Source organism: Rhodococcus sp. KRD162 (assembly GCF_017168335.1).
In the GTDB taxonomy this organism is placed as follows: domain Bacteria; phylum Actinomycetota; class Actinomycetes; order Mycobacteriales; family Mycobacteriaceae; genus Rhodococcoides.
In genome coordinates this window covers 1-13529 of sequence record NZ_JABFAU010000040.1, presented here as the reverse complement: position 1 = coordinate 13529, position 13529 = coordinate 1, and the positions used below count along the sequence as shown (strand labels likewise).

12 protein-coding genes are annotated in these 13529 nt (G+C 60.0%); 3 read left to right on the top strand and 9 right to left on the bottom strand.

All coding sequences use genetic code 11. From position 1 onward, the window contains the following. Positions 1-381 precede the first annotated feature (381 nt). Positions 382-609, bottom strand: coding sequence for an organomercurial lyase (gene merB / locus J1M87_RS25005; RefSeq protein ID WP_241257448.1), 228 nt, complete (start codon positions 607-609; stop codon positions 382-384). A 319-nt stretch (positions 610-928) separates the two neighbouring features. On the opposite strand from merB, the gene J1M87_RS25000 reads away from it, so the two are divergent. Together J1M87_RS25000 and J1M87_RS24995 are read left to right on the top strand one after the other, a co-directional pair. Continuing rightward, positions 929-2563: an AMP-binding protein gene (locus tag J1M87_RS25000; protein ID WP_206492449.1), complete on the top strand. Its 1635-nt coding sequence runs from the start codon at positions 929-931 to the stop codon at positions 2561-2563. 106 nt (positions 2564-2669) lie between these two features. After that, on the top strand, positions 2670-3323 hold the full coding sequence (locus tag J1M87_RS24995; RefSeq protein WP_206492448.1) for a TetR/AcrR family transcriptional regulator: 654 nt from the start codon (positions 2670-2672) through the stop codon (positions 3321-3323). Positions 3324-3560: 237 nt separating this feature from the next. Here the strand turns inward: J1M87_RS24995 and J1M87_RS24990 are convergent, their stop codons facing one another. From J1M87_RS24990 to J1M87_RS24970, 5 genes are read right to left on the bottom strand one after another with little or no spacing between them, the layout of a single operon-like run. After that, positions 3561-4019, bottom strand: coding sequence for a MaoC family dehydratase (locus J1M87_RS24990; RefSeq protein ID WP_206492447.1), 459 nt, complete (start codon positions 4017-4019; stop codon positions 3561-3563). A 57-nt stretch (positions 4020-4076) separates the two neighbouring features. Then, complete coding sequence (locus J1M87_RS24985; protein WP_206492446.1) at positions 4077-4838, bottom strand: SDR family NAD(P)-dependent oxidoreductase; 762 nt, start codon at positions 4836-4838, stop codon at positions 4077-4079. Between the two features lie 19 nt (positions 4839-4857). Further along, positions 4858-6654, bottom strand: coding sequence for an acyl-CoA dehydrogenase (locus J1M87_RS24980; RefSeq protein ID WP_206492445.1), 1797 nt, complete (start codon positions 6652-6654; stop codon positions 4858-4860). Positions 6655-6679: 25 nt separating this feature from the next. Further along, positions 6680-7411: an SDR family NAD(P)-dependent oxidoreductase gene (locus J1M87_RS24975; protein WP_165639967.1), complete on the bottom strand. Its 732-nt coding sequence runs from the start codon at positions 7409-7411 to the stop codon at positions 6680-6682. Positions 7412-7428: 17 nt separating this feature from the next. After that, on the bottom strand, positions 7429-8646 hold the full coding sequence (locus tag J1M87_RS24970) for an acetyl-CoA C-acetyltransferase (protein ID WP_165639968.1): 1218 nt from the start codon (positions 8644-8646) through the stop codon (positions 7429-7431). Positions 8647-8815: 169 nt separating this feature from the next. On the opposite strand from J1M87_RS24970, the gene J1M87_RS24965 reads away from it, so the two are divergent. Next, positions 8816-9427 carry a TetR/AcrR family transcriptional regulator gene (locus tag J1M87_RS24965; protein ID WP_016895511.1) on the top strand — a complete coding sequence of 204 codons (612 nt, stop codon included), beginning with the start codon at positions 8816-8818 and terminating at the stop codon, positions 9425-9427. A 456-nt stretch (positions 9428-9883) separates the two neighbouring features. Here J1M87_RS24965 and J1M87_RS24960 read toward each other — a convergent pair whose 3' ends face one another. The 3 genes from J1M87_RS24960 to J1M87_RS24950 all read right to left on the bottom strand — a co-directional run bounded on the left by J1M87_RS24960 (position 9884) and on the right by J1M87_RS24950 (position 13388). After that, complete coding sequence (locus tag J1M87_RS24960) at positions 9884-11281, bottom strand: aldehyde dehydrogenase family protein (RefSeq protein ID WP_016895512.1); 1398 nt, start codon at positions 11279-11281, stop codon at positions 9884-9886. A 65-nt stretch (positions 11282-11346) separates the two neighbouring features. Continuing rightward, positions 11347-12465 (bottom strand): NDMA-dependent alcohol dehydrogenase, encoded by a 1119-nt coding sequence (locus J1M87_RS24955; protein ID WP_206492444.1) that lies wholly within the window; start codon positions 12463-12465, stop codon positions 11347-11349. A 317-nt stretch (positions 12466-12782) separates the two neighbouring features. Beyond that, positions 12783-13388, bottom strand: a complete 606-nt coding sequence (locus tag J1M87_RS24950; RefSeq protein ID WP_206492443.1) for a TetR/AcrR family transcriptional regulator — start codon at positions 13386-13388, stop codon at positions 12783-12785. Positions 13389-13529 lie beyond the last annotated feature (141 nt).

The following is a 13529-nucleotide window of genomic DNA, read 5'->3' as shown; positions in this document are numbered from 1 at the left end:
TCCGCACATCGGCCGCCCACCCCCACCACAGCCTTGAACACCCCGACCTGTGGTGCCGATTGTGCAGTTCACTTCTGCACTCAGAATGTCAGAAGACGACTGCAATCACGGGTAAAACCCCAGCAAATCGTGCAGCCTACTTCTGAAACTGACACCAGCACTCGCCGATATGGGTCCGGCAGTGTCCGACAAACGAACGAATGAGAGACGACCCGAAGTGGCGCATAACTATGCAATGGGGGTTGCGAGGCGGTCGGGGTCAGGATTTTGCTCTGCGCATATGACCGAGCCATCGGAGATGGTCACTTCATTCATCAGACGAGTCGCATCGTTCTCCGGGGTTTATCGGAGCTTTCGTGTGCTGCCTCCGCGCGGTAGGTGTCAAGGTGCGGAGTAGTCGTCTTGCGTGACCGAGTCCGGATCAGCGGTGTCGGCCTGCGCCAGCATCGAGGATGCGACGGCGACGCTGACCCGATGCGCAGCCTCGATGTCCAGGACTTCGCCGTCGGGGTGTGCGTCCAGCCACGGTTGGGCCTCCTCGCGGGAGGCGAAGTAGTGCACCTGGTTGCAGAACGAGGACCGAACAGGGCCGTCGCGCTCCGGGATCAAGCGCTGTTTCGGTCTTCATGGCCCGGTCGCCCCAGGCGGTGAATCCGGTGAGCCGGAAGGAGTCACTTCCGGCGCTTTGCGGCTATTGACGCGACATGCTGTCGAGTGAGATCGTACAGTGAAAATTGTGCTTTGCGCCACAGCGTTCTATCCGCAAGCGATTTCCGAATCGGTGTTTCGCCCCCTCGGCGAGCTGATGGATGTTTCACCGAGCTGTAGCTGAATGCGATGTCTGAAAATAAAACCGGTCGGCCTCATGTAGTCCTCGACCGTGCCGCGACCAACCAATTCCTCGATGATCAACTAGGAGCTCACGACCATGGCACTGTCCTATTCCCAAGGAGACAACGCACCCCTCCTGGACCTCACGATTCCGCAATCGTTGCAGCAGACGGCGGAGGCTTTTCCAGACAATGAGGCGCTCGTGGAACGTTCTACGGGACGGCGCTGGACCTACCGAGAATTCCGACATCACGTCCGGACCCTCGCAGCATCGTTCGATCGCCGTGGTTTGACGCGCGGCGATCGGGTCGGCCTGTGGTCACCGAACCGGGCCGAATGGACGTTGACACAGTATGCAACCGCCGAACTCGGCTTGGTTCTGGTCAATATCAACCCTGCATACCGTCAGAATGAGCTGGAATACGCACTCAATCAGTCAGACATTCGCTGGATGATTGCCGCACCGGAATGCAAGGGTGCCGACTACGCGGCGATGCTCACCGCAGCCAAACCGAACTGCATCCACTTGGAAACAATCGTCTTACTGGGATCACCCGAATGGGACGACATGTTCGTCGAGCCGACCCCCGAGGAACTGGACAAGATCGCGGTGAAGACCTCGGTCTTGTCGACCGACGATCCGATCAACATCCAGTACACCTCCGGGACAACCGGCAACCCCAAAGGTGCCACTCTCTCGCATCGGAACATCCTCAACAACGGCTACTTCGTCGGTGAGCTACTCCAATACACCGAAGCCGATCGAATCTGCATTCCGGTACCCTTCTATCACTGCTTCGGCATGGTGATGGGCAATCTTGCAGCGACCACCCACGGAGCGACGATGGTAATACCGGCGGACGGATTCGACCCTGCCAAAACGCTGGAAACCGTCGTCGAGGAAAAGTGCACAAGTCTCTATGGCGTGCCGACCATGTTCATCGCCGAACTCGCCTTGCCGGACTTTGATTCCTACGATCTCAGCAGTCTGCGAACAGGGATCATGGCAGGCTCGCCCTGCCCGGCCGAAGTCATGCGGCAGGTCATCAACACGATGAACATGGCCGAAGTATCGATCTGTTACGGCATGACGGAGACCTCACCGGTGTCAACCCAGACCAGGATCGACGACACGTTCGAACAGCGCGTGAGCACAGTGGGGCAGGTGGGGCCTAACCTCGAAATCAAAATTGTCGACCCAGACACCGGCGAGATCGTGCCGCGAGGACAGACCGGTGAGTTGTGCACCCGTGGCTACAGCGTGATGATCGGTTACTGGAATGAGCCCGACAAGACAGCCGAAGCCATCGACAGTGACCGATGGATGCACACGGGAGATCTGGCCGTCATGGACGACGCCGGATACGTCGAAATCACCGGACGTATAAAAGATATGGTCATCCGCGGCGGTGAGAACATCTACCCTCGTGAGATCGAAGAGTTTCTCTATACTCACCCGGACATCCTCGACGCCCAGGTCATCGGGGTCCCTGACGCCAAGTACGGCGAGGAACTCATGGCATGGGTTCGCCTCCGCGACGGAGCACTTACCTTCACATCTGACGATCTCAAGACGTTTGCGTCCGGCAAGATCGCCCGACACAAGATTCCGAAATATGTACATGTCGTCGACGACTTCCCGATGACCGTGACAGGTAAGGTCCGCAAAGTGAAGATGCGTGAGGTTGCTCAAACCCTGTTTGCCGATGGGTACGAAGCTGCCACGAAATGAACTTCCCGTGAGATCGGATATTCACCTCACACAGACGTACCCGCACTCGGTCCCCGTCCAGGGCGGGCTCTCGTTGGACGAGAACCGGAACTCGTATCCTATGAGAATGACGACGGACTCGATCCAACCTCCCCCTGGTCGGCGGACGTCCATGCGGGACGACCAGAAGCGGCTGACCCGCGAACGTTTGGTTGCGGCAAGTTACGACGCATTCACCAGATGCGGCTACTCTGCCGCTACTATTCGCGACATCACCAACGCCGCCGATGTCAACCGTGCGACCTTTTACCTACATTTTTCGGGCAAACCGGAGATTTTTCTCGCCGCCGCCGATCATCTCCTTGCACGGTCTGCGTTCGATCATTGGAAAACACTAGACACGGCATTGATCACCGGAACACGCCGTTCGATCCACAACTGGCTGATAGACGCCACACAGTGGTGGCTCGACCATGCGGAATTCGTCTCTGCATGGAACGAGGCTCTTGCCATCGAGAGCACCCTGCGAAACTCACAGAGTGCGGTTTACGACCGTATCGGTCATTCGCTCACGCAGTATGAGGCGTCGCTACCTGAAGGGCCGGAACGGCGGCGGGCGGTGTTGCTCATCGAGATGCTCGTTCTGCAACTCAACAGCGTCATAACACAGTATTGGCAGCCCGATACGTCCCCGAGTGAACGCGCAGAAACTTTGGACTTGCTTGCAGACATATGGTGCATGACGTTGCGGATCACCACAGCCTCCGCTTCCGCTTCCTAGGCATTTCCGAAATCAGAGGCCTGGTTCCCCCGAGCCGCTGGTGGCGCGGACAATTTCGAGTTCGGTGAGTCGTATGCAGCTGGACCGGCCGACCGGAAGGTTGGCCCTCAGGGGGCTCGCCAACCTTCCAGTCGGACCCATGACACCTCGGTGCGTCACTTGACTACGAACGAAGCACAAAGATTTCGATCGGATACTACTTCGGAAACAACCGACTAGGTCCACACAAAGGTCTGGTCAGCGATAGAAGCGGTAGACGGGTTCGGCGACACACACGGGCTTCTGTGACGCGGTGCAGTGCACCGTCGCTCGGAGAATGATCTGGACGCCGTCAGCGATATCTTCGACAGCTGTCACCTCTGCGCTAAGTCGAACCTTGGATCCGACAGGGACAGATGCGGGAAACCTGACCTTGTTCAAGCCGTAATTGATTGCCATCGACGCCTGCCGGACATGGAGTACTTGCAAGAACATAGCGCTCAGCAACGACAACGTGAGGTAGCCGTGGGCGATGGGTCCGCCATAAGGGCTTTCGTTGTTGGCGCGATCGACGTCGACGTGAATCCATTGACGGTCGTCCGTGGCCTCGGCGAAGATATTGACCCGATCCTGGGTGATGTCGAACCAGTCGCTGTCTTCGAGTTTCTGGCCGAGGAGTTGGTGGAGGTCGTCGACCTTATCGATCGTAGTGGGCATGCTGTCCTGCTCTGGTTGGTGTAGAGGAGATCGGTGGACGGTTAGGGGGATCCTCGATCAGGTGATGGTGACGCCGCCGTCCACCGCGATGGTTTGTCCGGTCACGTAACCGGCGGCATCCGAGGCCAGCCACACAAGTGTCGCAGCGAGTTCAGCTGGGTCGCCGGTCCGTCCGAGCACCATGCGAGAGGCCAGACCGTCGAGGTAGCCGTCCTGGTACTGGTCCGTCATTTCGGAAGCGAAGAATCCAGGGGCGATCGCATTGACACGAATTCCCTTCCGCGAGCCCCACTGTTGGGCCAGATCACGGGTCAATCCCACGATGGCAGCCTTGCTGGCACTGTATGCAGCTTGGGGTAGACCGGCTGTCGTGAGTCCGAGGATGCTGGAAATGTTGATGATGGAGCTGCCAGGTTGCATCACTCTGCCACAGGCCTGTGCGGTCCAGTAGGAACCGTTGAGATTGATGTCAATGACCGAACGAAACTGATCGGGTGTTTCGCGGGTAGCAGGGAAGGCGGTCGCGATTCCGGCGTTGTTGACGAGAACATCGACGCGTCCGAACGCCGCCATCGCCTCGTCGACCAGATTCGTGCATTGATCGGGATCCGCGATATCCGTTGCCACCGGGAGAGCGCGGCGTCCGCTCGCCCGAACCAGCGCGGCTGTATCCTGCAGTTTGTCGACGCGTCGAGCCGCGAGGACGACGTCCGCGCCGGCCTCGGCGAATGCTCGTGCAAACGCCACCCCGAGTCCGGACGATGCGCCGCTGACGATAACGACACGGTCATCGAGGCGGAATCTGTCGAGTACGTTCATGTTCAATGCCTCTTCGGGCTCAGAACCAGTTGGGGTTCATGTCGAGTGTGGTCCGGTCAAGGCTTGCCAACAGATCGAGTTGCGGTGTGACCTTGGGCAGCTCATGACGATAGAAGTAGCGGGCGGCGTGGCGCTTCCCGTCGTAGAAGTCGCCGTCCTTGCCGACGACCGCGGTGAGCTGTTCGAGCCACATCCATGCGATCACGGTGTGTCCGAATGCCTCCAGATACACCGACGAGTTCGCCAACGAGGTCGCCGTATCACTCGTGGACCGCAATATTGTCGTCACCTCGACGACGCGGTTCCACACAACGTCGAGTTCGTCCGCGTAGCGTGCCGTGTCGCCCCCGAGAAGGCGGCTGCGTTCGATGGTCTCTGCAACCTTCGATCCGAGCAGCGTCAAGCCGGCACCGTCATGCATGGTGACCTTGCGACCCAGCAGGTCCAGCCCTTGAATGCCGTGCGTGCCTTCGTGAATGGGATTCAAGCGGTTGTCGCGGTAGTGCTGTTCGACGTCGTAGTCGCGGGTATAGCCGTACCCTCCGTGAACCTGAATCGCGAGGCTGTTGGCTTCGAGACACCATTGCGACGGCCAACTCTTCGCGATCGGGGTCAGGACGTCCAGGAGCAACCTTGCCTCGTCAGCGGTTGCTGCATCCTCGACGGTGTCGTGCTCGTCGACCAACCAGGAGCAGTAGAGACCAAGCGCCAGAGCACCTTCGACATAGGACTTCTGCGCGAGCAGCATTCGGCGGACATCGGCGTGTTCGATGATCGGAACCGGCGCGGAAGACGGGTTCTTGGCTTCGAGCGGGCGACCCTGGGTTCGTACCTTCGAGTACTCGAGCGATTTCAGGTAACCGACGTAACCGAGGGAGATCGCGAGGAAACCGACACCGATCCGGGCCTCGTTCATCATATGAAACATATACGACAGACCCCGGTGCTCCTGCCCCACGAGGAATCCCACAGCGCCGGATTGGCCTGCCGGGGAATGTGTTCCGTCACCAAATGCGAGCAGTGTGTTGGTGGTGCCGCGGTTGCCCATCTTGTGGTTGAGGCCCATGAGCGTGACGTCGTTGCGTTCGCCGACGCTGCCATCGGTACCGGGGAGGAATTTCGGGACGATGAACAACGAGATGCCTTTGACCCCGGGACCGCCGCCCGGGGTTTTCGCCAGCACCAGGTGCACGATGTTCTCGGTGAGTTCGTGGTCACCTCCCGAGATCCACATTTTCGTGCCGGTCAACCGGTAGCTGCCGTCCTCCTGCGGGATCGCCCGGGTGGTGATGTCCGCCAGCGACGACCCAGCCTGGGGTTCGGACAGGCACATCGTGCCGAAGTACCGGCCCTCGAGCATCGGGCGGAGGTAGTCGTCGATCTGCTGTTCGGTGCCGTAAGCCGCGATCAGGTTGGCGTTGGCGATTGTCAGGAACGGGTATGCGGCGGTACCGGCATTGGCTGCCTGGAACCAGGCCATCGCCGCCCGTGCCACCGTGGTGGGTAGTTGCATGCCTCCGACGCTCTCGTCGAATTGCCCCGCGATCAGTCCCGACGTCGCGTAGGCGTCGAGGGCCGTTTTGACCTCGTCGATCATGTCGACGGTGCCGTCGGGGCGCATGGTCGGCTCCTGGGCGTCGGCCTTCTTGTTGTGTGTGGCGAAATGCTTGTGCGCGATGTCCGCGCTGAGGTCGAGCACCGCGTCGAAGGTGTCCTTCGAATGTTCGGCGAAGCGTGTGCGGGAGGTCAGCGAGGTGACGTCGAGCCATTCGTAGAGCAGGAAGTCGATGTCGCGCCGGGAGAGTACATCGGTCATGGGTTCATCCGTTCAGAAAATGGTGTCACATGGAGACACCGCCGTCGACCGGAAGGACGACGCCAGTGATGTAGCCGGCTTCCTCGGAAGCCAGGAAGCAGATGGCATCGGCCATCTCGGACGGGTCGGCGAACCGTGAGATTGGTCCGGTGAGTTCGGCGATCTTGTCCTCAGGAATCGAGGCGGTCATCCGCGTGGCTGCGTTCGGCGAGATGGCGTTGACGGTGACACCGAACGCGGCCAGTTCCTTCGCAGCGGTTCTGGTGAATCCGATGATCCCGGCTTTCGCGGTGGCATAGTTCGCCTGGCCCCGGTTGCCGTGCAGTCCGGTGTAGGAGGTGATGTTGACGACGCGCCCGAATTCCTGCTTCCGGAAGTGCGGTACACATGCCCTCGTGAAACGAAATGTCCCGCCGGCGTGGACATTCAGGACCTGATTCCAGTCGTCGTCGGTCAGCTTCCACAGCACCTTGTCGCGCAGGATGCCCGCGTTGTTGACGAGGATGTCGATCCGGCCGGTCTCGTCTATCACGGTGGAGACGACCCGTTCGACGTCGTCGGTGTTGCTGACGTCGGCGGGGATGCCGACGGCGCCGACGTCACGGGCGGCCTTGTCGAGTTCGATCTCGTCGAAGTCCACCATGAAGACGGCGGCTTTGGCTTCGACGAAGTGGCGTGCCAGTGCCTGACCGATGCCGCGGGCGGCACCGGTGACGATGACCGATTTGCCGGTGAAGTCATAAGTGATGTTGCCCATGGGTGTTTCCTTCGCTGTCAGTTGAGGCGTTCGAGGACCATTGCCATACCTTGTCCGCCTCCGACACACATGGTTTCGAGGCCGAACTGCTTGTCGTAGGTCTGCAAGTTGTTGAGCAATGTCGCGGTGATGCGGGCACCGGTCATACCGAAGGGGTGCCCCAGAGCGATGGCGCCACCGGAGACGTTGAGCTTGTCCTCGTCGATGTTCAGCTCTCGCGCCGACCCGATCACCTGCACGGCGAATGCCTCGTTGATCTCGACGAGGTCGATATCGGAGATACCCAGCCCCGCGATCGTGAGAGCCCGCTTGGACGCTTCGATCGGGCCCAGGCCCATGATCTCCGGCGACAGCCCGGAGACCCCGGTGGACACGATGCGGGCGAGTGGGGACAGTCCCAGCTCCTTGGCTTTGGTATCGGACATGATCACCAAGGCAGCGGCGCCGTCGTTGAGTGGACAGGCATTGCCGGCGGTGACGGTGCCGTCGGGTCGGAATACGGGCTTGAGTTGGCTGACGGCCTCGTAGGTGGTGCCGGCACGAGGACCGTCGTCTTCGCTGATGACTGTGCCGTCCGGGAGTGTGACCGGGGTGATCTCGCGTGCGAAGAAGCCGTTCTTGATCGCTTCCTCGGTGCGGTTCTGGGACCGTACCGCCCAGCGGTCCTGCTCTTCGCGGGTGATTCCGGTGACCTGGGCAACGTTCTCGGCGGTCTGCCCCATGGCGATGTAGGTATCGGGGAGCAAACCCGTCTGGCGGGGGTCGACCCACTGCTGACCGCCCTGGGCTAGCTTCTCGGTGCGAGCCTGTGCGTCGGCATACAGCGGGTTCTGCGTGTCGGGAAGTGAATCGGAGTTGCCTTTGGTGTATCGAGACACAGTCTCGACACCGGCGGAGATGAAGACGTCGCCCTCACCGGCTTTGATCGCATGCAGGGCCATCCTTGTGGTCTGCAGTGATGACGAACAGTACCGGGTGACCGTCGTACCGGGGATGAAGTCGTAGCCGAGTTGGATCGCGACGTTGCGGCCCATGTTCTGCCCCTGCTCTCCTCCCGGCAATCCGCAACCGAGCATGAGGTCGTCGATGTCGGAGGGACGCAGAGCCGGAATCTTTGCAAGAGCGGCCTGGACCATCTGCGCGGTCAGATCGTCCGGGCGCATACCCTTGAGCGATCCCTTCATGGCGCGGCCGATCGGCGAGCGTGCAACAGAAACAATGACAGCCTCGGGCATGAAGCCTCCTGAGTTGGGGCCGAGTGCGGACGCACTCGAGCGGGGGTGGGTTTCGCGCGGAGCACCGCGCGGCCATAAATATGCGAGCGCATAGTTTCTATGCGCTCGCATATACTGACTGCGCAGATGGATACCTGTCAACCTCAAACGATCGAGAGGCAACCGTGCGATGAGCACACCCGCGCAAGCTGTCGCATGTGAGGTAGGCACGTCAAAAGCCGCCGCCCGCATACGGACTGCGGCTATCGAAGTCTTCGCAGCCAAGGGATATGGGGCGAGCACCACTCGGGAAATCGCAGCCAGTCTGGACCTGAGTCCTGGAGCCGTATACCCCCACTACAAGACCAAAGAATCGCTACTGTTCGCCATCAGCTTGGAAGGCCATAACGCCGCACTCGCCACCGTCATGCACGCCGACCAGCCGATCGCGCCGCCCGCTCTGAGGCTGGCGGCCACCGTAACTGCGTACGTGAAGTGGCACGCCGACAACCACGCACTCGCGAGAGTCGTGCAACACGAACTACGTTCGCTCTCACACGAGCACTTCAACGCAATCGCAGACATCAGACGGACCACGTCACGGGTATTCACACGAATCATCGAAGCCGGCGATGCGTCAGGAGACTTCCAAACAATCGACGTCGAGGCCGCCACACTAGCCATCACGTCTCTCGGCGTCGACGTCAGCCGATGGTTCCCCTCGAATACGTACTCCGAGCCCGACATCATCGCAACACGCTACGTCGAACTGGCACTCCGAATGGTCGGTGCGAACGACTGACTCCCGGCCGCAGACGGCAGCGCCCGGCAGAAAGGTGCCGCGATCATCGAAGCACTCTTCTTCACGACAACAGACAATTACCTTGGGCCGTCGCCCATCCCGCTCGCATACCGGGTTTACGTCGACGAGTACGAGGGTGCTCGGTCAAGCCAAGTTTCGTCGGCGCTGCCACTGTGCATGCCGGCGCGTTAGGGACGCCAGGTATCGACTGCGAAAAGTGGGATGCGACGACAGCCAACCCTGTTTTTTGGCGTTCACCCTTTCTTTCGTGGGTAACTTCCTTTGGTGCACGCCCATCCGGGCGGAGCGAGATCACCGTCCTTCCCAGGCCACTGATACCGAGATCGCAGCGGGTCCTGACCAGCGGCGCCGGTCCGACTGTGACCTTGGCGCTGCTAATCAGGACCCGCGTGAACCAACATATGGTGAGTCGGCACGAAACGGATCTCGTTCGATTCAGGAAATGCCGTATGTCTTGATGTTGGCGAACTGGTCCATGCCGGATGCGCCCAACTCGCGGCCTACTCCGGAGCGCTTGGTTCCACCGAACGGGATCTCGGCAGGCGCGCCGAGGAAATTGTTGATTCCCACCATTCCGGTGTCGAGTTGCTGCGCCACATCGCGTGCAGCGTTGGAATCTCCGAACACGGTACCGCCTAATCCATATGCAGATTCGTTTGCGAGCTTGACCGCGGCAGCAGCATCGGCGACGCGGTAGATCATGCCGAGCGGACCGAATGCCTCTTCGGAAAAGATCCTCATATCGGGGGTGATGTCCGTGAGTACCGCCGGGGTGAAGAACGCGCCCGGCCCATCGACGCGCCCGCCAGGAACGAGGACGGTTGCACCCTTGTCGACTGCGTCACGATACTGCGCCTCGAGGGTGTCGGCCGCCACCGAACTCGACAGTGGTCCAACGGTTGTAGCGGGGTCGAATGGGTCACCGAGTGTATTGGCGGCGAAGGTGGCAACATAGCGAGCGATGAAGTCGTCTGCGACGGCATCGGTCACGATCACCCGCTTCGGGGCATTGCAGAACTGACCGCCGAGGAACAACCGCAGTCCCGCCGCCGTGTCCGCAGCGGCCTCGACATCGGCGGACTCGAGCACGATGAACGCATCGGATCCGCCGAGTTCGAGTACAACCGGTTTGATGTGACGTGAAGCCTGCTCTCCGACAGCGGATCCGGCGCGATCAGATCCTGTCAAGGTGACTGCGCGAACGCGGTCGTCGGCGATGTACGCGGAAACCTGGGTGGTCGACACAAGTGCGGTCTGGTACACATTGGCCGGAAAGCCCGCTTCTGCGAAGAGGTGATCGAAGAACAGCGTCGAACCAGCACAGATTTCGGATGGTTTGAGCAGAACCGTGTTGCCCAACATCAGGTTCGGCGCTGTTGCGCGCATTGCCTGATACATCGGAACATTCCATGGTTCGATGCCGAGAACCACCCCGACTGGTTCCCGGCGTGTAATCGCCCGAGTGAAACCGGCGATCTCGGTCTCGACGTCGGCGAGCAATTTCTCACCGTTGTCTGCGTAGTACCGAAAAGTCGACGTGACCATGTCCATCTCCGCCACCGACTGAGCCAACGGCTTGCCCATCTCCGTCGTCACGAGCGCGGCCAGTTCGTCCACGTTCGCTTCCAGCAGTTCGATGAATTTCCGAAACAGACGCACTCGCTCGGCAATCGGAGTCCGACGCCACGTCTGGTACGCCGCATGCGCGCGAATCAATAGGGCATCGGCGTCGGCGTCGGTCAGTGGCGGGTACTCCCGAACCACTTCGCCGGTCGCCGGATTAGTTGTTCGGTATGTACGCGTCGATGGATCTGTGGCTGTCGGTACGGACATGATTGAGCTCCTCGATCTCGAGTGTTCGAAGGTGTGCGTCGGGTGCACGGATGTACTGGTGGGCGCTACTTGCTACCGAATTCGATGATCCCGCGAATATTGCGTCCGTCGTGCATGTCGGCGTACGCCTGATTGATCTGGTCGAGGGTATAGCGGCGGGTGATCAGTTCGTCGAGCTTGAGCTTGCCCGACTGGTACAACCGCAGCAGCATCGGCATCGCCTCGCGCGGGGAAGCCATGCCGTACAGCGCACCTTGAATACGCTTCTGGAACATGGCGAGCGTGAAAGCGTTGACGCCGGGGAGTCCGTCCTCGTCGATTGGGCCCAGGCCGGTGATCACGAGAGTACCGGCCTTACGAATTGCGTTGTACGCCCTACCGATATCCTCTCCGTGCACAATACCCATCGTGACGATGGCGGAGTCTGCGCCCTGCCCATTGGTGATTGACTTGACGAACTCGTCGGCCTCGGCGAAGTCGGCAAAGGTCTCGGTGGCGCCGAAGATGGGGGCTTGCTCCCGCTTGAACGGTGCGGGATCCACCACGACGACGTGACTCGCGCCGGACATTGCGGCGCCCTGCACGGCATTCATCCCGACCCCACCTGCACCGATGACCAAGACGACGTCGCCGGCCCTTACCTCCGCCGCCGTGGTTGCAGAACCAAAACCGGTCTGGACACCGCAGGCCACGAGGCAGGCGACATCGAGTGGGATGTCCTTATCGATCCGGACAACCGACATCTGGTCGTAAACTTGCCATTCGGCGAAGGTTCCGAGCGTGCTCAGTGTCCCGATATCGGTTCCGTCGATGTGCATCCGGTATCCACCACTCGGCTGCGTACCTTCGAGAATGATGGCCCCGTTGTCGCACAGGTTCTGCATTCCCATTGCGCACCAGCGACATTTCCCGCAGGCCGGGATGAATGAGGTGATGACATGGTCACCGACAGCGAGGTCGTGGACTTCTGCTCCTACCTTGCGAACGATCCCGGCTCCTTCGTGCCCACCGACGATAGGACGCGGGGTCGGCATGTCGCCAGTAACCGAATGATCGTCCGAATGACATAGTCCTGTCGCCTTCATCTCGACAAGTACCTCGGTAGGGCCCGGGTCATCGAGTTCTACAGTCTGAACCTTCCAATCTGCGTTCAGTTCCCACAGAACAGCAGCCTGAGTCTTCATGATGTGGTCCTCCAAGGGGTGACAAATGCACAGTGTGAATCGAGCGGATACATCGGCGATGCGTTTGAGAGCATCTGCACCTAGTGGTGATGTACATCATAAATCTATGGTTCGTTTGATTCTCTGTCAAGAGCCTGCCGACTCGTTGGAAGAATACGAATTCGCCTGCACACGTAGGCGCGTCGACCGCGACGAATCTGCTATCCGCTTCGTGATTCGACTAATGTGCAAGCTATGCGGACCGGCAGATCTGTCGATCTGACGGGCATCGATGGGTCGTTACTGCGCTCAGGCGGCGTCGAGGCGCCGTTCGAACATCAGACTGAAGGATCGGGATTGGCGCCGACCAACCTGCGAACTGCTGCGACGTAAAATGCGGTGAGGTCATCCAGACTGGCCTCTCCCGTCGGCTTGAACCAACTCGTGATCCCGGTAATCATCGTCAGGATCGATAGTCGCGTCAGGGTCAGGGGGATGTCGGCAATCGATTTCTCCCGACGGCACTGGAGCAAGATGTCATCCAGCAGGTGGTCGTACCGATCGCGAGACTTCATGTATAAGTCGAGTCGTTCTTCGGAGAGACTGCGGGTTTCCATTCGGGCGATATAGGTTTCCTTGTGCCGAGTGACATGCCACTCGGCGAGACCGGAGATGAAGGTGTCGAGGCGATCAAGTCCGGACTCGACACCTTCGAGCCTGGACTCGAGGTCGTCGACGATCTCGTCCAGCACCTCGGTGACCAGTCGATTCAGCAGTTCTTCTTTGCTCGAGAAGTAGTAGTAGAGAGAACCTGGCTTCATCTGTACGAGTTCGGCCAGTTGACGGGTGTTCATGGTCTCGAAACCGTGCTGGTAGATCAGCTCGATCGTGGCCTCACGAATGATCGGCCAAGTCGTGTCCCGCCGTGTGCCCGGTATCCTCATTCTGCTTCCTTTCCTCGGGGGTCGGGGAGCAGATTGACGAAATCCGGCGCTAAGGGGCAATCGCCGAGCGACCTTGCGCTGTAGGTGATTTCATGTCGTCGTGACTGATGAGGGCGGCTATGGCCGGTTCGGTGCGTTGTC